Consider the following 19676-nt stretch of genomic DNA (forward strand, 5'->3'; position numbering starts at 1 on the left):
TTGCGACGTTGCTCGAGGGATGACTCGACGCGTGGAGATCACGAAGACCTTAAAGATCACTACAGCAAGACACCCCAGGCTCCTGACCTGCAGGAGCTTCGACACCAGTCGGATCGAGGCCGGCCGGAACCGGCTGGCCTCGCAGGCGTACCGGCTGTTGACTCCGCTGCCGACGCCGAAGATGCCGTGCAGGATGCGTTCCTGCACTGGCAGGCCGCCGACCGGAAGCGCCGACGGCGCTAGTCTGACCGAGACGCTGCTGCAGTACGACACTCGGCAGCGCGTCGCCGCCGTCGCACGAGCCGGCTTCAGGCCCACGGCCGCCAAGCGACGACTTGCCGGTGGCACGCCTGCCGTCCACTACGCGCTCCTCAACGGCGCCCCGCCATTCTCCTCGTGCTCGACGACCAAGTGGTCTGCGCCGTGGGGTTCGACATCACCGACGGCAAGATCGCGACCGTGCGCGGCATTGCCGCCCCCACCCGCCTCGCTTGCCTCACCGAGGTCTGGCGGCAGCAGGAACCGGACACGCCGCCCATCACCGAGTGGTGACCCGACGCCGAAGGTGGCCAGGCGCAGCACCCGCGCTGCAATGAGTCCTCCCTGGCCTCGGACGTCACCAGCTGCACACGGAGTGCGTGCAGTGGCTCGCTGGCGTGATGCGCTGAGGTCCCCACAGCAAACCTCGTGACTGCTGTCAGGCCTGTCGCGGGACCGTGTGCTCAGCCCGACCCCTGCCGGCCACCCGCCCGTCGGACTCGGCACCCATGCCCCGGGCGATGCAGGTGACGCCGCGACCGTTCGTTCTCCCGCCTACCTGCCGCTCGCATGTCACAGGTGGTCGGGCCGTCTTGTCCCAATGGTCGAAGACGAATTCCCCTCCTACCGTAGAAGCCGCCGTGAACGAGCAGAACACGCACCAAACCGTCGCCTGGTGACCGGAGCGGACAAGGGGATTGGCCGCGGCGGCGCTGAGCAACTCGGAGCACTGGACATGACGGTTCCGATCGGCGCCAGGGACGCCGAAAGCGGCGAGGAGGTTGCTGCGGCGCTACGCGCCTGCGGCTGCGACGCGCATGCGGTCACCGTGGACGTCACCGACCCGGCCGCCGTCCGCGACGCCACCAAGCAGGTCGAGGAACGCTTCGGCCACCTCGATCTGGTCAGCGATCCAGCCTCTGCCCGATCAGCCCCTGATCGACGACCCAGCGGCTGCTACTCATGACGCCTGAAGCGCTCGGCGTGAGGCCGCCCAAATGGCATAACCCTCGAAGACGTCGTCACGCTCAGCCACGGCCTATCGGCAGGGGAGGGCCGCATCCGTGCTGGTCGCGACGGCGAATCTTGACCACCATTTTGACCACCATTGCACCCCGTTCGGGCTGGTCCGTCACCGTTCGCCGTCGTTCCGCATACGGGTTGACCTGCGCCGATGGACCTTGGGGGATGGTCGCAAACCCGCGGCCCACGGCTGGGGGTCGTGGGGTCACGGATCGAGGCGCGGGATCGACCCGCTGAGCCGGCGACCTCGGGCCAGAGGTGTGTGCCACTTCGTCCGGACACTGCTGCCTGCAGTGCCTCTACCGTGGACTGCTGCGTTGGCGACACAGCGTCGGAGTGGGTCACGTCAGCGATTGACTGGAAGGTGTGTAGCCGCTCAAGACCATGCGGGACCGGACAGTGTCCTGCCAGCAGTCTGGGAGCCCACCGCCATCCGCTCTGAGGTCCTGTCAGGTCGTCGAAGGCTGAGGCGGGAGTTGCCGGGTCAGGATGGCCGCCTGGAGATCATGCAAGGCGTCGGCCCGCGCGCCGACCGTGCGCCGGTGGATGTCGACGAGCTGCTCCTGGTCTATGAGGAGCTGAGCTCCGACGGCCTGCGGCACGGGCGGTCGCCGGTGACCGCCTGCGTCGTGGTCGCCACCGGCGGTTGGCTCGTCGACGTCACCGATGCCGCGGTCGAACGCCCTCCGGTGCCAGCCGTCGACCGCGATCCGGCCCACGGGGGCCTGGGCCTGCACCTCGTGGCGCGGTTGTGCCGCACGCACGGCTGGATGGTCGACGAGGGCCGCAAGCACGTGTGGGCATGCCTCGCAGCAGCCTGAGCGCCGATCCCGGATCGCGCTCGGCCGGAGCAGCGGTCAGCCGCACCGCATGGTCACGGACCCGTCCCGGTGCTGATCTGGGCCGCGGCCGCCGGGATCCAGTCCAGCTCGGGATCGAGCCCCTCAGCGGTGGCCGCGGCCCGCAGGGTCGCTGCCGCCGTCTCCGGCGGCTGTCCCATCGCTCGATCCCTCGCCAGCTCGTACACCACGAGCGCCTTCAGACGGTGCTCGAGCGGTAGGTCGGCCAGCAGGGACCTCCAGTCGTCCTCCACCCGCGGGGTCGCGCCCCTCGGACCGGCAGATCATGCCGAATCGCTCCACCGGGGTCACCCGCCCGAGGACCCAGGGGAAGGCCGACGGTTGCGTCCTCGGGAATTCTGACGGCCTGCGCCATCGATCTGGTCAGCAGGCCGGCCGTGACGGCCGCGACAGCTGTCACCGCAGCGCGCAGCATCTGGTGCCCGCGACTCCTGACGGCCGCTGCTCCGGGTCCTCGCGACCGGGTCGGCCTGGATCCGATGGTGACCCCGGCGTCCGCCTCGGGACCGCCGGCCCGGGACGCCGAACCCGGCCCCGGCGGCCGAGTCGTCAGCCGCCGAGTGCGTCGATCACGGATGACAGCGGCTGGCGATCACCGATGGTCCGCCCGGAAGGTGTGGATGGGGCCCGTCGGTCCCGCGCCACTCCTGTCCGATGCAGGGCACCGCAGCTCCGATGCAGGGCACCGCGGCCCACCAACCAACACCCGTTCACCGCTCGACGGTGCCCACGACCGCGCCAGGGAACAACGGGTTGCCCTGGAGGGCCTGTACCTGCGCGAACCCGGCCGAGGCCAGCCGCCGACCTGTCTCGGCCGCGTCCCAGGTGCAGCAGCCCGCCGCCGCTTGCCGCCAGGTGTCCACGGCCCGGCCCAGCGGCTCGCGGGGTGGTTCGTGGCCGGCGACCACCAGCCAGCCTCCCGGTCGCAGGGCCTGCCGGATCCGCGGCAGGGCGGTGGTCAGGGTGTCCTCGGGGAGGAAGAACGCAGGCAGGTAGACCAGGTCGTAGGCGGCGAAGTCGGACAGGGTGGCCACGTCCTGGTGGCGGAAGGTGACCCGGTCGGTGAGGCCCCGGTCGGTCACCGTGGCGCGGGCGACGTCAAGCACGTCGTCGAGCACGTCGATCCCGACCACGCGCACGCCGGGGGCCGCCTCGGCGACCGCGGCGGCGATCGCGCCGACGCCGGTGCCGACGTCGAGGACCGCGGCGCCGGACGCGGCCAGCCGCTCGGCGAGGTCACCCAGGCGGGGCGCGAGGGCGGTGACGAACAAGCCGCCGGCGATGCCGGACGCCTGCCCGAGCCGCGTCTTGACGTCGAGGTCCTGCTCGGCCCAGGTGAGCCGACCCTCGGCGGCGGCCGCGGCCCGGGTCAGGACCACCGCCAGCCGCTGGGCGACGTTGCGCCGGATCGGCGGGCTCAGCTCGGCCAGCGCCGGAGCGAGGGTCCAGCCCCCGCTGTCCCGGGGCGCGGCCAAGCCGAGCTCGGCCAGGACGGCACCGTGCTGGTCGGTGAGCGGAGTCTCGTCCTCACGCAGCGCGGCTGCGACGGCGGCGAGAGCGAACGCCGCCGCGGTCAGCTCGTCGACACGAGCGGCCGCCTCCGTGAGGGTGGCACCGTCGTTCGCGGCCATCGCGACCCACCTCCTCGTGCGGGCGCCACTGGTCGTACCACGGCAGCGACGGCGGTGGGGGCCACACCCCTGCGGCCGCAGACGACCGGCTTCCGCGCCCGGCCGTCCCCGCGGGCGCCGGGTGCTCCGCGGGCACGGCCGGGCCTCGTGGTCCGCCTCTCGAGGGGACGTCCAGCAACGGCACGTGCGTCGCGGGAACGGGCGCACGATCCAGGCCGCTGGAAGTGCGGGAGCACCCCACCAGCGGCGTCCCCGCTGGAACAGGGATCTACGCAGATGCGACCGGAACCCTGACGGGCACCGCGGCGCCGCCGGCCAGCACCTGGTGGCCTACGAAGGCCCGGGGCGCGCGGATCCGCCCCCGGGGGCCCGCGCCGCTACCGTGGACCGGTGGCGACCCATGGTCGCGTGGGGCTCACTCTGGAGCAGCACCCGTTGCTGTGGTCGGTGGCGCTGACCATCGGCTGGCTGGCCGTCGTGCACCTGCTGGCCGAGCTGCTCGTGGCCGGGCGGAGTGGGGTCGAGGGGGACCTGCGGGCGGCGGGGGTCAACGCCGGCGCGCTGCTGGTGCCGTTGGCGGTGATCGCCGCGGCGGGGTGGCGGGTCCGTGCCGGTCTCGGGCGGGGCCGCCGCTGGATGCTCGTCCTGCCCGTCGCGGTGCTCTACGCGTCGGTCCTGCTCGTCGGCGTGATGCCGATGGCGGTCGGCGCGGTGCTGGCCACGGCCCTGCTGCAGCTGGTGCTGGGGCTCAACGAGGAGGTCATGTTCCGCGGTCTCGTCCAGGCCGTCTGGGCCCGGCACGCGCCCCTGGTCCAGTGCACCGCCGTCGCGCTGATCTTCGGACTGCAGCACGGCGCCAACGTGCTGTTCGGGCAATCGGTGCTCGATACCGCCGAGCAGGTGGTCGACGCCACTCTCACCGGGTTCACCTTCGCCGCGGTGCGGCTGCACGTGGGTTCGGTGTGGCCGCTCGCAGCAGTGCACGCCCTGGGCAACTTCTGCAACGACCTCGCCGCCGACGTGCCGCTGGCCGTATACGTCGTCATCGGTGTGCTGATCTTCACCTACGGCCTGGTGCTCGTCCGGCGGCGCACACCTCGACCGGTCGTGGTGGCCTGGCCGCCGTTGGGCCGCTGACCCCCCGTTTCGGCGCACCGTGCAGGCTTGTCCGACAGCCCCGTCTCCGGCCAGGGTCTTCCGGTGACCGAGTCATCGGAGGAGCGCCTGAGTGCGCTCATGCACGCTGGGGATCAGGCGGCCTGGTCGACGGCGGCGCTGGTCCTCGCGCTGCGCGGCGACGGCCCGCCCGCCCTGGTGGACGCCGCCCGCCGAGTGGTGGACGACATGGGTCTCGACCTCGGCGCCGCGCTGGCCGGCCGGCCGCCGGCCGGCACGGCCGCGCAGGCGTCCGCTCCGTTGCTGCAGGCGGCCGCGGTGGTCCGCGGGGAGGCCGCTGCCTGGGCAGAGCAGCCCGACGAGGCGCTGCTCGCCCAGGGTCTGGCCAGCGGCCGCGGTGCCCCCGGGTTCCTGCGGCTGGCCGGCGCCGCGATGCCGGGGCTGTCCGAGGCGGTCAGCCGGCGCGGGGCGCGCATGCTGGACGTGGGCACCGGTGTCGGAGGGCTGGCCGTCGCCCTGGCCGAGACGCTGCCCCAGCTCACCGTTGTCGGCATCGACGTCCTGCCACGGGTACTGGCCCTGGCCGAGCGGGTCCGTGCGGCCAGCCCGGCCGGCGACCGGGTGGTGCTCCGCCGCCAGGACGTGGCAGCGCTGGACGAGCCCGACACCTACGACCTGATCTGGCTGCCCGCACCGTTCCTTCCGGAGCCGACCCTGCTGGCCGCGCTCCCCGCCGCCACGCGCGCACTCCGCCCCGGTGGCTGGCTGATGCTCGGGCACGGCAAGTACGGGCACGATCCCGTCGAGAACGCGCTGAACCGGTTCAAGACCGTCGCCTACGGCGGCACCGCGCTCGACGCCACCCGGGCGCAGCAGCTGCTGGCCGAGGTGGGCCTCACTGCGGTCAGCACCGCCCCGACACCCCTGGGCTCTCCCGGCATCACCGTGGGCCGCCGACAACGGTGAACCGGCTGCGGGCCGGCCGGTTCGGGCTGCCCGCGCGCGTCAGTCGCGCGGTGCCCGCGGTTCGAGCAGCTGCTTCAGCCTGGCCTGCTCCCGCTGGTTGGCCGTCAGGTGTGCGCGAGCCTGCCGGCGGGCGGGCTCGGGAGCCCGCTCTGCGAACAGCGGGTCCGCCAGGCGGCCCACCTACGCCATCAAGGCAGCCATGACCGTCGACCAGCTGGCCGACACCTGGGCGCCCTATCTGACGATGGCCGAGAGCCTGCGCATCGCAGCGGGCCTGTTCCGCAACTAGATGACTGATTCCAAGGGGTTCGGGCTGAAACCGGTGTGATCACGGGCGAGGGTGTTCAGGCTTGGCGTTGCTAACCCAACGTCGAGCCGGGAGGCCCTCGTGGACGCCGACCTGGACACCCTCACCACGGCACTGTATGCCCGCACCGATGACCTGCTGAAGGCCGCGCCGCAGCGGCTCCCGTGGCGCCCGGCGGTGGGCATCGCTCCCCGGCTCAGCGATGCCGAGCTGGTGACCCTGGCGGTGTTGCAGGCGCTGCTGGGGTTCACCAGCGAGGCCCGCTGGCTGCGGTTCGCCGGCCAGCAGCTGCGCCCGCTGTTTCCCTACCTGCCGCACCAGCCCGGCTACAACAAGCGGCTGCGCCGCCTCGCCGGCACCGTGATCTGGCTGATCCGGGCCCTGGCGACCGACACCAGCCTGTGGGCCGATGACGTGTGGGTCATCGACTCCACGCCGATCGAATGCGCCCGCTCCCGGGAAGCGGTCCGCCGCTCGGAGCTGGCCGGCTGGGCCGAGTACGGCTACTGCGCCAGCCACACCCGCTACTTCTGGGGGCTGCGGCTGCACCTGATCGCCACCCTGCACGGACTGCCGGTCGCCTTCGCCCTCTCCGGCGCCACAGCCGACGAACGCCAGGTGCTGCTCGACCTGCTCGGCGCCGACCCCGCCCTCATCTCGAGCCATCCCGGACAGATCCTCATCACCGACAAGCACGACTACGGCCGCCGCTTCGAAGCCGAGCTGGCCGACGCCGGGCTGAGGCTGCTGCGCCGCCCCCGCCGCGGAGAACCCGACCGGCCCGGCGCATCGGTGTTCAAACCGCTGCGCCAGACCATCGAGTCGGTCTTCGACACCCTCAAAGGCCAGCTCGACCTCGAACTGCACGGCGGCCACACCCCAGCCGGCGTCCTGATCCGGGTGCTGCAGCGCCTGCTGGCCCTGACCGCGGTCATCTGGCACAACGACCACACCGGCCAATCCGTCCGCAGATCGCTACTCGCCTACGACCACTGAGGTTTTCTCACCAGGAATCCGCACCAGCTTGAAGGGGACGGTCGGCGCCGCTGGTCAGGGCTGCGGCGAGTCGTTGGCGACGTCGATCACGGCTGCTCGGCGCGGGTCCCGCCACGTGGCACTTGGCACCTCCGCTGGCACATGCGCCTGACCTGCAGTGATGCCTTCCCTGGCCGTCCGCGGACGGCGAATCCTGGTGAGAAAACCTCACTGACCCCTTGGAATCAGTCATCTAGATGCCGACGTCCTGCTGTGCCTGAGACTGCCCCACCCGCGGGTCGCGGCGCCGCCCTCGCCGTCGCGGGCGCCGCCTTGCTGGCCCTGTGCTGCGTCGGCACGGCCTGGCCCTCGGCGTCGGCCTCACGGGATTCGCCGCCGGTCGTCATCGACAGCGACGGAAGGGTTCTGGGCCGCATCGACGCCCGCTCGCTCGACGGGGCCAGCTGCGCCGCCTCATGGACACCAGCCTTAGCTGACCCCGCGCTGCAGAGAGGGACCACGATGACCGAGATCCCGAGCATCGCCGATCGACTCGACGCCGCGGGACTTCCAGCCGACAACCTCCTCCGCCGTCGAGCCGCCCTGCCCGGCCCGGTGCAGCAGCTGCATCACGACATCCTTGAGGTCATCGCCACCACCGGGACCCCGCCGACCAGCGCGCAGCTGACCAGCTGGGCCACCGAGCTGGGCCTCGAACTGACGCCGGTGCTGCGTGCCCTTGCCGACGCTGAGTTGCTCTTCACCGGTGCTGAGGCCACGGCGGTCACCGGAGGCGTGCCCTTCGCCGCCTACAACACATCCGCCCACCGGGTGCAGATCAGCGGCGGCCCCACCGTGGCCGCCAACTGTGCGGTCCACGCCCTCGGCATCCCCGCCATGCTGGGCCGCGATGCCGAGATCCACTCCACTGACCCGCACAGCGGCGAGCCCGTCGTCGCCACCAGCCGGGAAGGGACGTGGCGGTGGCAGCCCGAAAAGGCCGTGGTCTTCATCGGCTCAAGCGGGTCCGGTCGACCCACCGAGTCCTGCTGCCCGGTGATCAACTTCTTCACCGACGCGGACAACGCCCGCGCCTACCGACGCCAGCACCACCTCGACGGCGACGTGCTGACCATGCCCGGGGCCGCGGCGGCAGGCGCTCTGGTGTTCGGCGGTCTCTTCTCGCCGAGCGAGACGGCCTGACCCGGGCTCCCGCCAAATCAAGCTGGTGATCCAGACGGGGGGCCTATCTGTGTGGGTTCGCCTACGGTCACGTGGTGAGCTCGGTGCCGGCGATCAGTGCTTCGCCCGATGCTGGGCCGGGCGCGGGGCCGCGACATTCGCCAGCGGCTGCCTTTCTCACCGGTGCCGGCGTTGGCATCCTCGGCGGGATGGTCGGCCTGGGCGGGGCCGAGTTCCGACTTCCGCTGTTGATCGGCCTGTTCGGCTTCGTCGCGCTGCAGGCCGTCATCCTGAACAAGGCGATGAGCCTGGTGGTGGTCACGACGGCGTTGCCGGCCCGACTGCTCGGGGTTCCCTACAGCGACGTCGCGGCGCACTGGACGGTGGCGGCCAACCTGCTCGCCGGAAGCGTCATCGGCGCGTGGGTGGGGGCCAGCTGGGCGACCAAGATGGCGTCGCGCACGCTCTATCGCGTCCTCGCCGCTCTCCTGGTACTCATCGCCGCAGCGCTGCTCGTCACCCATCTCGGCTCGTTCGACCCGTTGGACCTCGCGCCGGCGGTACGCATCCCGGTCGGGGTGGTGACCGGCTTCGCCATCGGCGTCGTCGCAGCCCTCATGGGTGTTGCCGGAGGCGAGCTGCTGATCCCGACGATCGTGCTGCTGTTCAGCATCGACATCAAGATCGCGGGCAGTCTGTCGCTGGCCGTCTCCCTGCCGACGATGATCGTCGCCTTCGCGCGCTACAGCCGCTCGCAGAGCTTCGCAGTCCTGCGGGACAACTCGGGCTTCGTGATCGCCATGACCGCCGGCTCGATCGCGGGAACCGTGCTCGGTGGCCTCTTGCTCGGCGTCGTCGCCGAGGCGGTGCTCATCCCGCTGCTGGGACTGCTGCTCGTCTTGTCGGCGATCAAGGTGTGGAGCCACCGGTAGGCCTCGCGAGCCCGGAGATCGACGTACGGCTCCCTCGGGTCTGGCTCGCGCGACGCTCATGCGTTCGGCCAGTGCCAGGCTGCCGACGTGACCGTGCTGCGCTCGATCGTGCTCTTCCTCCTGGCTGCGGTCGCTGAGATCGGCGGCGCCTGGTTGGTCTGGCAGGGCGTCCGCGAGCATCGGGGCTGGCTGTGGATCGGGCTGGGAGTGCTCGCCCTCGGTGTTTACGGGTTCGTCGCCACGCTGCAGCCCGAGGCCAACTTCGGCCGCATCCTCGCCGCCTACGGCGGCGTGTTCGTCGCCGGCAGCCTCGCGTGGGGAATGGTCGCCGACGGCTTTCGGCCCGACCGCTATGACGTGGTCGGCGCCTTCATCTGCCTGGTGGGCGTCGCGGTCATCATGTACTCCCCGCGCTCGGCCTAACCCATGAACCAGCGCAGTCGCGTCGCCCGGTGCCAGTCAGGCCGGTGTGCCGCCGGCGCGTAGCTGGCGCCGCCGGTCGTCGTTGTCCTCCAGCCCCCACCAGTCGACGATGCGGCCGCCGCGAACGGTGAACCAGTACACCTCCCGCACGTCGCGGAACGCCCGACCGGTGCCGCGCCGGCCCATCCACCGCCCGGTGTGGGTGCCCGAGCAGCGGAAGTGGCCGACCACGGTGTCGCCCTCGCCGACCAGGGCCACGGTCTCCATCCGCACGTCCGGGAACGCCGTCCGGAAGGGGGCCACCCACTCGCGCGCCGCGGCGGCGATGTCCGGCGCGTACAGCTCCTCGACCGCGGCGAGGTTCCCGCGATTGATGACTTCGGTGACCGCGCGGGCCACCAGCCGCTTGTTGTCCTCGACGCCCACAGCTACCGCCATCCGATCCGCGCGGCCATCCACAGCGCGCAGCGCCGGCAAACGTAGACCCCCGGCGTGCCGCCTAGCTCGTGCACCGCGGTGCGCGGTAGATCCCGGCCGCAGCACCCGCACCTCGCCGACTCCTGAGTCGGGATCATCCGGCGGCGCCCGAGCAGCCTCACCGCAGGACCCCTACCAACTGCTCCACCGTCGGGGCACCCGTGAGCCCGGCCTCGGTGCGGTAAGACCGGCAGGACAGCTCAACGGTCGCGCGGTCGGTCATCGATGGGCGCAGACACCGGCTGCCCGCCGCCCTGCCACCTGAACCGTCGAGCCGGATCCCGGCCGGGGCGGGGCCGCGTCCGGGGCTCGGAGCGCACTTCGGGCGTGTCGCTCAGGCCGCATGCAGGCAGGCCCAGACGTGCTTGCGGTCTTCCTCCACGGTCCAGCCGTACGTCCGGCAGAGCTGGACCACGAGCGTCAACCCCAGGCCTCCGTCGGCCGGATCTCGGTCGATGGCGGGCACGGGCGGCTGCTCGACCGCGGAATCAATGACGTCGACGAGCCAGCTCCGGCCGGTCGCGGTGACGCACACGCGCACCGGTGACCGTCCGTGTCGCAGGCCGTTGGAGGTCAGTTCCTCGTAGACGAGGAGCAGTTCGTCGACGTCGACCGGGGCGTGGTGGCGCAGCCACCTGGTACGGACCATCCTCCCCAGAACGTTACGGCTCACCGTGAGGTCGATGGGCGTGTGCAGCTCCCGTTCCCAGGTCAGAGGCGGTCTCAGGGACGCGGCGGGGAGCGGCCGTCGGGGCCACCGTGTCTGCTCCATCGGCCACCCTCTGCTCGGGTAGTGCGCAGCCGGTGGCGAGCAGGCTCCGTCCGCGCCGAGGGGTGCCAGGTCGGGGACGTCGTGGGGCTGCCATCTTCGGCCGCTGTTGTTCCGGATCTCGAGCGTAGCCTGTAGTGACGGCGATCACTTCCGATCCGTCGCGGGCTCGGTGGGGCGTGACCGCGGGGTGCTCGGTGGTGTCTGCCGGTGATGACGGACGTCGTCGGCCAGCCCGCCGAGGTGGCTCCCGTCCAGCGGGCCTGGACGATGCGTTCTGCACCAGCGGGACACGCTGCGTGGCCGCTGGTGTCACGGCCGCACGGCTTCGCCGCCCGCAGCGGATGGCTCGCGACCGACCTCACACACCATCGGCACAAGTTGTGGGGTGACGTCCCGCTGAGTGGTGGATGTAGTCCTCACCGTGTCGGTCAGCGGTGTGGTGACTATGACGCGATCAGGGCCGGCTGCGCCACCTCCCTGGCCGGGTTCAGCTGGGCCATGGAGCCTTCGGAGAGGTAGCGGCGGTCGGAGACCTGCCATTCATCGTGCGCCTCGACCAGCACCGCACCGGCGAGGCGGAGCAGGGCCTCGGGATTGGGGAAGACCCCGACGACGTCGGTGCGGCGCTTGATCTCCTTATTCAGCCGCTCCAGCGGATTGGTCGACCAGACCTTCTTCCAGTGCGCGACCGGGAACGCCGTGAAGGCGAGCAGGTCCTCGGCGGCCTCGCGGAGCATGGCTTCGACCTGCGGGAACTGGCGGCCCAGCATGCCGGCGATGACGTCGAGCTGGGAGCGCACGTGTTCGGCGTCGGGCTGGGCGAAAATCGTGCGGATCGCCGCAGCCACCATCTCGGCGTTGCCCTTGGGCACCCGCGCCAGGACGTTGCGCATGAAGTGCACCCGGCAGACTCCCACTGTCAACTTCGCAGCTCAGGAGCCCGTTGGTGGGTGTGAACGCAGGCATGCCAACGGCCCGCGCGTCACGTCGGGAGCGCGGGTGGGAGATGGGGGTGTCAGGCGGTGGTGGCTTCGGTCGGGGTGGCGGTGAGGATCTCGCTGGCCGGCCCGGTCTTGAGGTGCCGCGCCTGGTCGTAGGGAACGCCGTCGGTCCAGGCTCGCCAGAGCACGCGCATCCAGCGGGCGCCCAGTCCGCGCAGCGCGCGGTGATGCGGTTGCTTGCGGGCTCGGGCGGCGTCGTAGGCGGCGCGCGCCCACGGCGAGGTCTTCAGCGAGTTGTAGGCCCACCACGTGCAGGCCTCGCGCAGCCGGGTGTTGGCCGCGTAGCGGAAGCCGACCCGGTGCGAGCGGCCGCTGGAGCGGGTGACCGGTGCCAGCCCGGCCTCGGCCAGCAGCACCCCGACCGTCGGGTAGTGCTCGCGGTCCTCGCCGATCTCGGCGAGCAGGGTGGCCGCGGTGAGCAGGCCCACCCCGGGAAAGCTCAGGAAGATCTTCGCATCCGGGTGCTTGGCGAGAGCCAGCTCGAGACGCTGGTCGTAGTCGGCGAGCTGGCGATTGAGCACACCGAGGAGCTCGGCGAACACCTGCGCCGAGTGCGCCTTGCCGGCCACCGTGCCTTCGGCGCCGGTGAGCAGGTGGTCCTTCAACCGTTGCACCAGGACGGCCGGATCGACTCGGCCGCGGTAGGACTGCCGCCGGCAGAAGGCGGCCATCCGCTGCTCGCCGATGCGGGCAGCGGCCTGCGGCGTCGGATAATCGGCGATGAAGGCCAGCGTGATGTCCCGGTCGATCGAGGAGAACAACTGCGCCGGCGCCGGGTGATAGGCGTCCAGGATGGCGTGCAATTGCGCCTCAACACGTTGCTGGGACTCCAGCAATCGGTCCCGGTCGCGGGAGAGCGCGCGCAACTCGGCCAGCGCCGGCGAGGCGACCGGCAACGGGCGCCAGTGCGCGTGCTCGTGGCGCAGCGTGTCAGCCAGAGTGAAGGCGTCGAAGACGTCGTCCTTGCTGCTGGCCACCCGATAGCGCTCGCGAGCGCGGGCGGCGATCCGCGGGTTGATCGGGAAGACGCGGTGCCCGCCGGCCTGCAGCCGCTCGATGAGCAGGCCTTCGGCGCGTTCCACGCAGATCGGCAGGCCGGTTCCCAGCCCGGCGAGCTCGGCGTCGAGCTGGTTGAGGCCTGCGACGTCGTGGCCCAGGCGGACCTGCCGGATCCGCTGCCCGGTGGCGTTGACCGCGCAGAGTTGGTGGTGGCTGGCGCCCCAGTCGATGCCGATGAAGACCTCCTCGACGCCGAGGTCGATCGTGTAGCTGCTCTGCATGCATCTGGCCCTTCGAGTCCGGTCACCTCATGGCCGGCTCGGCTGGACGCTCATCTCGGTGCTCAAGGCACGACTCCCACTGGCCAGTACCGAGCCCGCCGCCGCCGGGAGGGACAGGTCTGCCGCTGGACCTCGAAGGTCACGCTGCCAAGGTCCTCTCCCGGCGGCGGAGGTGACCGACGGGAACCTCCCGCCAAGAGCCGATGTCAGCAGATGACCGCTGCCAACTGGCGCCGAGCAGCACCGCGCCGATCGCGGCCTTCAGCCCGGTGTGCGCGTCGGAGATGACCAACTGGGTGCCGGCCAGCCCGCGGGCCTTCAGCGAGCGCAGGAACGCCGTCCAGAACGCCCCGTCCTCCGAATCGCCGACGGCGAAGCCGAGCACCTCACGGTGCCCGTCGGCAGCGACCCCGGTGGCGATGACCACGGCCTGGGAGACCACCCGCCGGTTGACCCGGGCCTTGCAGTAGGTGGCGTCCAGGAACACGTAGGGGAACGCCTGCTCGGCCAGGCTCCGGTCGCGGAACGCGGCCACCTCGGCGTCGAGGTCGGCGCAGATTCGACTGACCTCGGACTTGGAGATCCCCGAATCGGCACCGAGGGCCTTGACCAGGTCGTCGACCTTCCGCGTGCTCACACCATGCAGGTAGGCCTCCATGACCACCGCGAACAGTGCCTGATCGATCCGCCGGCGCCGCTCCAGCAGCGAGGGGAAGAACGACCCGGCGCGCAGCTTGGGGATCCGCAGCTCCAGATCACCGGCCGTGGTGGCCAAGATGCGTGACCGGGAGCCGTTGCGCTGGGCGGTCCGGGCATCCGTGCGCTCATGCGGCGCCGCCCCGATCACCGCGGTGAGTTCGGCCTCGATCAACGCCTGATAGATCGTGGTGGCCGCGGCGCGGATCCGGTCGTCGACTTCGGCGGCCTTCAGTGCGTCGAGCACCTCGAGCAGGGCAGACTGGTCCAGGGCCATCGTGTGCTGTGTCCTTCCGCGAGAACCATTGGCGTGGTCTCGCTGACCATCACACGATGGCCCCCTCGCGTGGTCCTTCATGCGAGCGGTGACCTGGACTTACACCACCAGCGGGGACATCACCAGTTGTGGGCGGACGAGCGTTCTCACCAGCGTCGATGCCCTACGCGAGCAGTGCGGCTGCCACGGTGGTCATGGCGTGCAGCCAGCAGGCCACTCGTGACGGCGGTCCGGCCCGGACGACCTTGCGGGATGCCTCGTTCGTCCAGCCGTGCTCTCCGCAGACGCGCGCTACCAGGTACAGCCCGAGACCGCCGTTGGCGGCGTCCGTGCCACGTGCCGGTTCCATCGACCCGGCCCGGTGCAGGCCGCGGCGCTGAAGCCCGCGTGGGCGACGGCCCTATGAATGACCGGCACCGCCGCCGGCAACGTCGAGCTGTACGTCCAGAATGCTCGGCTGCCCAACGCGCACGCCGCCGGGGGACGCAGCGTCGCGGTCACCAGCCGGGTCCTGGAGGACCACCGAGTCAGTCGGCTGCCGGAGGACCAACTGGTGGCCCTGTTGGTGCATGAACTGGGCCATCACGCCACGGGAGCGACTCGGCCGATGCTGCTCGTGTCGTTCCTCGACGCGCCGTGGCGCCTGGCGGCGAGCCTGCTGACCGGTCTCGCGAGCATCCTGGCCGACCGCCCGCCCCGGCGCGGAATGCTCATCGTCGTGGTCGCCGCACTGGCCATGGCCGTGACGCGTGCCTTGCTCCAGGGTCAGTGGATGGTCGGGGGAGTGCTGGCCTTCGTCGGGTTGGCGGAGGTGCTCTGTCCCCTGGCCGACGCCGCGATCAGCCGGCGGTCGGAGTTCGCCGCCGACCGGTTCGCCGCCGACCACGGCCTCGGACTGGAGCTGGCCGCCGCACTACACGCCATGCACGACGGCCTGCGCGTGGCCGCAGGGTGGTCGCGGCGGCCCCTGGCCTCCCACCCATCTCCCGAGCAGCGCATCCGCGCACTCCTCGCGGCAACTGCCGCCTCACGCGGGTCCTTGCGGCCTGGGCGTGATTGACCTTCGCGCCCGCGTCGGGGCCTCAGCCTGAGCTGTTGGAAGATTGGGGGCGGAGCCGGTGGTCCCGGGTCCGGTCTTGCGGACCTGCGAGGGGGATGTGTTGTCCGGGCGCGTCGGCGAGATGTCCGGCTTCGGCGAGGGCGTGGATTTCGCGGCGATCTTCGCCTCCCAGCCCACCGCCTACCTTGTCATGTCGCCGGACCTGATGATCGTCGAGGCCAACCGGGCCTACCTGCAGCTGCTCGGGCGGACCCGCGAGGAGCTGGTCGGCCGGTACGTCTTCGACGCCTTCCCGCCGTCCCCGGAGTCGCTGGACGAGACAGGGGCCAACCCGCTGCAGGCGTCTTTCGAGCGGGCGCGAGACACCGGCGTGCCCGACCAGATGCCGCTGTTCCTCTACGACGTGCGTGACCACGAGACCGGGGAGCTGGTCCACCGCGCGTGGTCGTTGATCAGCGCGCCCGTGCGGGGCGCGGACGGCAGGACACAACTGATCCTGCAACGGGTCGAGGACGTCTCGGACTACGTCGCTGAGCGGAAGCGGCTCACCGAGCATGCGCGCGAGGGTGCGTGGGCGCGGCTGGACGTGCTGGAGGCCGATCTGTTCGCCCGCTCGCAGGAGCTGCGGGCCGCGCTGTCGGCCCAGGAGACGGCGACGCGTCGGCTGGCCGGGATGGCTCAGGTGGCACTCCAGCTCGCCGCCACGAAGACGATCGCCGACCTGGCCGAGACGGTGGCCGGCGCAGGGCTGACCGCACTCGGCGCGGACGGCGGAGCCATCGCTCTCCGTGACGCTGACCGCGGGACGGTGAGGGTGACCGTGACCGACGGGCTCGGTGAGCGTGCGCGGCGACATTTCGCCACCCTGCCCCGGGACAGCCGGTTGCCGGCCGCCTGGGTGGCGCGCACCGGTCAGCCGCTGGTCCTGAGTGACCGGGTTGCCGGTCTGGCGTGGTCACCGGCCATGGCCGAGGTGTACGAGGAGACCGCGCGCCATGCCTGGATCGCCGTCCCGCTGCGGATCGGTGACCGGCTGCTCGGGTCGTTAGTGGCCGGCTGGAGCGAGGAGCGCACGTTCTCTCCTGATGAGGTCAACCTGGTGCAGGCCTTCGCCGCCCAGTGCGCGCAGGCACTGGAGCGACTGGAGGTCCTGACCGCCGAACGCCAGGCAGCAGAGGCCAGCCGCCGGCTGTCGGAGACCCTGCAGCGGAGCCTGCTGAGCGAGCCACCGGCGTTCGAGCCCGCTGAGCTCGCCGTCCGTTACCGCCCGGCCAGCGCCGGAGCGCAGATCGGCGGTGACTGGTACGACGCCTTCCTCCGCGCCGACGGCACCCTCACCCTGGTCATCGGTGACGTGAGCGGGCACGACCGCAACGCCGCGGCGGCGATGGCGCAGATCCGCAACGTGCTGCGCGGCGTGGCGCAGTCCATCGGGGAGCCCCCGGCGGCGGTGCTGACCCAGCTGGACACGGCCCTGACCAGCCTGCGGTTCGGCTCGCTGGCCACGGCCGTGCTGGCACAGGTCCACCAGGATGACGAGCAGGCGGCGGCCGGCACCTGCGTGTTTCGCTGGTCCAACGCCGGACACCCGCCGCCGCTGCTGGTGCTGCCCGACGGCACCACGACGCTGCTGGAGCACCGGCCCAACCTGCTGCTCGGCCTGAACCCCGAAGCGCCGCGGTCGGACCACGAGCTCCTCCTCCCGGCAGGAGCGACGCTGCTGCTCTACACCGACGGGCTGGTCGAGAGCCGGGATGACCTCCTGGACGAGGGTCTGGAGCGGCTGCGCGTCACGGCCGGTCAGGCCGGCGCGTCGGTGGACGACCTGTGCGACACGCTGCTCGACCGGCTCGCGCCCTCTCCGGAGGACGACGTCGCCCTCCTGGCGCTGCGCGTGCGACCGGCAGGTGGTGGCCGGCACTTGGAGTGACGCACAGTGAGGCTCGTAAGAAGTCGGCGGGACCGCCCCAATGACTCGCCGTTGCTCACCCGACAGGCGGAAGGGGCTACCTCTCCCCGAGATGCAAGACCAGGCACTCTTCACGCACCCAACACACCCGTCCTCAGCCGTCGCCAACCGTTGCAACCAACGCTTCACTCCGGCTCTGACCTGCGCATTCAATGTCCGCCAACGCGGCCCAACGGCTCAAGATCAAATCGCAGGGTCATTGGTTCGAGTCCAACAGGGAAGTAGCGTCACAGACTGCCCTCAGGGAGTCAGCGGACGGTCGGCACATGGGGGACTCGGCCGGATTTGATGAAGGCGTCCAGAACCGACCGCTGCACGCGGACGTGCTTGCCGAGCTTGATGTAGTCGATGCGGCGCTCGGCGATGAGGCGGCGGACAAATCGCTCGCCGGTGCACAAGTAGTCGCCGGCCTGGCTGGGGGTCAGCAGCTCGTCGGTGGCGGCGTGGGGGATGCCAATAATTCCGTCGGCCACGGCTTGGGGATCCATGGAGGGACGGTGACCAGGCCGTCCCCTGTTTTCCTCCTGTCCGCCGTGAATAGCCCGGTGTCCGGTCAAGAGTCGCGCTGTCCCGGCCCACTCACTACGGGACGACGGAACCGGAGCTGCACCGGAGGACTACTGCAGTCAGCCTGTCGTCTCATCCGCGCATGCATGTTGTGCCGAGGACCCGAGGTCGGGGTCGCCCCGCATCGTGGGAAGGCAGTGCTGTTCCCGGCGCCCTGCGTCGGTCGTCTTCCTGTTCGTTCATGGGGTGGTCGATCCCGTGGCGCGCGGGATGAGCGGATGTGCCTGTCAGCTTCGACCGTCGTCCTGCCCATGTGCTGACACCTTGGGTCGGAGTGCTTCGAGCGCCACCGCGGCGCCGGTAGAAGTGACCTGGCGACCGAGGTAGACGTCCTGTGTGAGGCTCGGGTTGGCGTGACCGAGCTGGTCGGCGAAGGTCCGGGCGGACAGGCCGGCGTGGTCGAGCACCGTCGCGGTCGTCTTGCGGATCACGTGGCTGGTGATGTGGCCGAAGCCGGCATGGGCAAAGGCCGCTCGTAGATCCGCCTGGGTGTTCGAGGGGTCGCGCCACCCGCCGAGCGGAGTGGGGAACACCGGCGCTTCCTGGGTTGCGGCGTCTTCCGGCGCGCCGCCGCGGGAAGCTCTGCAGCGCAGCATCTCCACGCACCAGGGCGGCAGGAGCAGTGTGCGGGCGCCCGAGGCCGTCTTCGTGCTCTTGCAGAGGAGGCCCTAACCTTCTGAAGGGGGCGCCGAAGCCTCTCGACGCCGGCGTTCAGGCAGCGCCGGCGGGGGTGGGTGTCGACTGCGGTCAGTGACCGGCGCGGTCGGCCGTGCGGACGACGGCGTCGACGATCGTCGGCCACAGCTCGCGCGGCAGCCCGTGCCCCATGCCCAGCAGCACGAGGAGCTCGGCGGCCGGGACGGCGGCGGCCGTGGCGCGGCCGCCGCCGACGGGAACGACGGGGTCGTCCTCGCCGTGCACCACCAGCGTCGGCACGCGGATCGAACGCAGTTGCTCGGTGCGGTCACCGGAAGCGACGACGGCCATCAGCTGCCGCAGGCGGCCGGCCGGATCGTAGGCCCGGTCGTAGGAGTGACCGGCGACATCGGCCAGCCACTGCTCGTCGAGCGGGTAGCCGGGGGACCGGAAGAGCCGCGCTGCCTGCAGCGCCTGGGCGACGTACTCGTCCCGGCTGGTGGCGACCCCCGCGGACTGCACCGAAGCCCAGTCCACCGACACAACCGGGGCGGCCATGATCGAGGTCAAGCTGCGGACGCGGCCGGGATGCCGGACGGCGAGCGTCTGCGCCACCATCCCACCCAGCGAGGCGCCCACGACGTGGGCGCTGGGCAGTCGCAGTGCGTCGAGCAACCCGGCGACGTCGTCGGCCATTTCCTCGAGGGTGTAGGCCGCCGAGGACAGATCGCCGGCCGCGGCTGCACGCACGTCGGGCACCGCGTCGTGCAGGTGGGTGGACAGTCCGGCGTCCCGGTTGTCGAAGCGCACGACGAAGAAGCCGCGGTCGACGAACGCCTGGCACAGGTCCTCGTGCCAGAGCAGCATCTGTTGGCCTGCGCCCATGACGAGCAGCAGGGGTCGGGCCGACGGGTCGCCGAAGGTCTCGTACGCGATCTCGATGCCGTTGGCCCGCGCTGTCCGGACCCTCGGGCGCGCCTCGGTCCGTCCGGGGCCGGTGTGGGTGTCCATGTCGGTCCTTCCGTGATCAGCTCTGCGAGGCTGAGCAGGTTGACGCTTCGCGCCGGCGCGGCCCGAGGCCCCCTCGACACGAGCGGCACCCCGCCGTACCGCAGGGATCGTGGAGTGGTCGGCCGGGGATCGCCGTCGGTCCCCCGACATCGAGCGTCGGTATCGGGACTTCATCCAGGGCCGGTGATCGCGGTCCGCACCCGGCCGCGGTGGGTTCCTGGAAATGGTGTGGTCGACCCGGACCTCGTCGCCACGAG

Annotated in this window: 19 protein-coding genes and 2 pseudogenes; 11 read left to right on the top strand and 10 right to left on the bottom strand. The window is 71.3% G+C overall.

Annotated elements, in window-relative coordinates; all coding sequences use genetic code 11:
• Nucleotides 1-396 precede the first annotated feature (396 nt).
• From ACU616_RS16445 to ACU616_RS16455, 3 genes are all read left to right on the top strand, one after another.
• Nucleotides 397-552, top strand: coding sequence for a hypothetical protein (locus ACU616_RS16445; RefSeq protein WP_446759512.1), 156 nt, complete (start codon nucleotides 397-399; stop codon nucleotides 550-552).
• 382 nt (nucleotides 553-934) lie between these two features.
• Complete coding sequence (locus tag ACU616_RS16450) at nucleotides 935-1225, top strand: SDR family NAD(P)-dependent oxidoreductase (RefSeq protein WP_446759513.1); 291 nt, start codon at nucleotides 935-937, stop codon at nucleotides 1223-1225.
• A 598-nt stretch (nucleotides 1226-1823) separates the two neighbouring features.
• The gene (locus ACU616_RS16455) at nucleotides 1824-2102 is read left to right on the top strand and encodes a hypothetical protein (protein ID WP_446759514.1); all 279 of its coding nucleotides are present in this window, start codon (nucleotides 1824-1826) and stop codon (nucleotides 2100-2102) included.
• 53 nt (nucleotides 2103-2155) lie between these two features.
• Here ACU616_RS16455 and ACU616_RS16460 read toward each other — a convergent pair whose 3' ends face one another.
• The gene (locus ACU616_RS16460) at nucleotides 2156-2281 is read right to left on the bottom strand and encodes a hypothetical protein (RefSeq protein WP_446759515.1); all 126 of its coding nucleotides are present in this window, start codon (nucleotides 2279-2281) and stop codon (nucleotides 2156-2158) included.
• 570 nt (nucleotides 2282-2851) lie between these two features.
• Nucleotides 2852-3772 carry an SAM-dependent methyltransferase gene (locus tag ACU616_RS16465; RefSeq protein ID WP_446759516.1) on the bottom strand — a complete coding sequence of 307 codons (921 nt, stop codon included), beginning with the start codon at nucleotides 3770-3772 and terminating at the stop codon, nucleotides 2852-2854.
• 390 nt (nucleotides 3773-4162) lie between these two features.
• On the opposite strand from ACU616_RS16465, the gene ACU616_RS16470 reads away from it, so the two are divergent.
• From ACU616_RS16470 to ACU616_RS16495, 6 genes are all read left to right on the top strand, one after another.
• Complete coding sequence (locus ACU616_RS16470) at nucleotides 4163-4909, top strand: CPBP family intramembrane glutamic endopeptidase (protein WP_446759517.1); 747 nt, start codon at nucleotides 4163-4165, stop codon at nucleotides 4907-4909.
• A gap of 63 nt (nucleotides 4910-4972) precedes the next feature.
• Nucleotides 4973-5854, top strand: coding sequence for an SAM-dependent methyltransferase (locus ACU616_RS16475; protein WP_446759518.1), 882 nt, complete (start codon nucleotides 4973-4975; stop codon nucleotides 5852-5854).
• A gap of 388 nt (nucleotides 5855-6242) precedes the next feature.
• Entirely contained in the window at nucleotides 6243-7157 is a 915-nt protein-coding gene (locus tag ACU616_RS16480) for an IS982 family transposase (protein ID WP_446759519.1), read from the top strand.
• A 252-nt stretch (nucleotides 7158-7409) separates the two neighbouring features.
• On the top strand, nucleotides 7410-8339 hold the full coding sequence (merB, locus tag ACU616_RS16485; protein ID WP_446759520.1) for an organomercurial lyase: 930 nt from the start codon (nucleotides 7410-7412) through the stop codon (nucleotides 8337-8339).
• 74 nt (nucleotides 8340-8413) lie between these two features.
• On the top strand, nucleotides 8414-9250 hold the full coding sequence (locus tag ACU616_RS16490; RefSeq protein WP_446759521.1) for a sulfite exporter TauE/SafE family protein: 837 nt from the start codon (nucleotides 8414-8416) through the stop codon (nucleotides 9248-9250).
• Nucleotides 9251-9337: 87 nt separating this feature from the next.
• A complete protein-coding gene (locus ACU616_RS16495; protein ID WP_446759522.1) occupies nucleotides 9338-9673 on the top strand; it encodes a YnfA family protein in 336 nt (111 codons plus the stop codon).
• Nucleotides 9674-9709: 36 nt separating this feature from the next.
• On the opposite strand, the gene ACU616_RS16500 is transcribed toward ACU616_RS16495, so the two are convergent.
• The 5 genes and pseudogenes from ACU616_RS16500 to ACU616_RS16520 form a co-directional block, all read right to left on the bottom strand.
• Nucleotides 9710-10111 carry an ester cyclase gene (locus ACU616_RS16500; RefSeq protein WP_446759523.1) on the bottom strand — a complete coding sequence of 134 codons (402 nt, stop codon included), beginning with the start codon at nucleotides 10109-10111 and terminating at the stop codon, nucleotides 9710-9712.
• A gap of 373 nt (nucleotides 10112-10484) precedes the next feature.
• On the bottom strand, nucleotides 10485-10922 hold the full coding sequence (locus ACU616_RS16505) for an ATP-binding protein (RefSeq protein WP_446759524.1): 438 nt from the start codon (nucleotides 10920-10922) through the stop codon (nucleotides 10485-10487).
• A 443-nt stretch (nucleotides 10923-11365) separates the two neighbouring features.
• A pseudogene (locus tag ACU616_RS16510) lies at nucleotides 11366-11830 on the bottom strand (transposase); the annotation flags it as partial.
• Nucleotides 11831-11937: 107 nt separating this feature from the next.
• Nucleotides 11938-13203 (bottom strand): IS110 family transposase, encoded by a 1266-nt coding sequence (locus ACU616_RS16515; RefSeq protein ID WP_446759525.1) that lies wholly within the window; start codon nucleotides 13201-13203, stop codon nucleotides 11938-11940.
• A 217-nt stretch (nucleotides 13204-13420) separates the two neighbouring features.
• A pseudogene (locus ACU616_RS16520) lies at nucleotides 13421-14176 on the bottom strand (IS256 family transposase); the annotation flags it as partial.
• A 406-nt stretch (nucleotides 14177-14582) separates the two neighbouring features.
• Between ACU616_RS16520 and ACU616_RS16525 the strand changes: the two are divergent.
• Together ACU616_RS16525 and ACU616_RS16530 are read left to right on the top strand one after the other, a co-directional pair.
• Nucleotides 14583-15236 (top strand): M48 family metalloprotease, encoded by a 654-nt coding sequence (locus tag ACU616_RS16525; protein WP_446759526.1) that lies wholly within the window; start codon nucleotides 14583-14585, stop codon nucleotides 15234-15236.
• Nucleotides 15237-15336: 100 nt separating this feature from the next.
• On the top strand, nucleotides 15337-17166 hold the full coding sequence (locus ACU616_RS16530) for a SpoIIE family protein phosphatase (RefSeq protein WP_446759527.1): 1830 nt from the start codon (nucleotides 15337-15339) through the stop codon (nucleotides 17164-17166).
• A gap of 287 nt (nucleotides 17167-17453) precedes the next feature.
• On the opposite strand, the gene ACU616_RS16535 is transcribed toward ACU616_RS16530, so the two are convergent.
• The 3 genes from ACU616_RS16535 to ACU616_RS16545 form a co-directional block, all read right to left on the bottom strand.
• A complete protein-coding gene (locus ACU616_RS16535) occupies nucleotides 17454-17693 on the bottom strand; it encodes an excisionase family DNA-binding protein (RefSeq protein WP_446759528.1) in 240 nt (79 codons plus the stop codon).
• 306 nt (nucleotides 17694-17999) lie between these two features.
• On the bottom strand, nucleotides 18000-18368 hold the full coding sequence (locus tag ACU616_RS16540) for a tyrosine-type recombinase/integrase (RefSeq protein WP_446761490.1): 369 nt from the start codon (nucleotides 18366-18368) through the stop codon (nucleotides 18000-18002).
• Nucleotides 18369-18519: 151 nt separating this feature from the next.
• Complete coding sequence (locus tag ACU616_RS16545) at nucleotides 18520-19419, bottom strand: alpha/beta fold hydrolase (RefSeq protein ID WP_446759529.1); 900 nt, start codon at nucleotides 19417-19419, stop codon at nucleotides 18520-18522.
• Nucleotides 19420-19676: the final 257 nt, after the last annotated feature.

Source organism: Geodermatophilus sp. URMC 62 (assembly GCF_052931475.1).

What these genes read in the sequence shown, in the direction of transcription:
- ACU616_RS16460 (WP_446759515.1), bottom strand. Translation starts at nt 2,281, where the DNA reads ATGGGACAGCCGCCGGAGACGGCGGCAGCGACCCTGCGGGCCGCGGCC.
- ACU616_RS16465 (WP_446759516.1), bottom strand. Translation starts at nt 3,772, where the DNA reads ATGGCCGCGAACGACGGTGCCACCCTCACGGAGGCGGCCGCTCGTGTC.
- ACU616_RS16500 (WP_446759523.1), bottom strand. Translation starts at nt 10,111, where the DNA reads ATGGCGGTAGCTGTGGGCGTCGAGGACAACAAGCGGCTGGTGGCCCGC.
- ACU616_RS16505 (WP_446759524.1), bottom strand. Translation starts at nt 10,922, where the DNA reads ATGGAGCAGACACGGTGGCCCCGACGGCCGCTCCCCGCCGCGTCCCTG.
- ACU616_RS16515 (WP_446759525.1), bottom strand. Translation starts at nt 13,203, where the DNA reads ATGCAGAGCAGCTACACGATCGACCTCGGCGTCGAGGAGGTCTTCATC.
- ACU616_RS16525 (WP_446759526.1), top strand. Translation starts at nt 14,583, where the DNA reads ATGACCGGCACCGCCGCCGGCAACGTCGAGCTGTACGTCCAGAATGCT.
- ACU616_RS16535 (WP_446759528.1), bottom strand. Translation starts at nt 17,693, where the DNA reads ATGGATCCCCAAGCCGTGGCCGACGGAATTATTGGCATCCCCCACGCC.
- ACU616_RS16540 (WP_446761490.1), bottom strand. Translation starts at nt 18,368, where the DNA reads ATGCTGCGCTGCAGAGCTTCCCGCGGCGGCGCGCCGGAAGACGCCGCA.
- ACU616_RS16545 (WP_446759529.1), bottom strand. Translation starts at nt 19,419, where the DNA reads ATGGACACCCACACCGGCCCCGGACGGACCGAGGCGCGCCCGAGGGTC.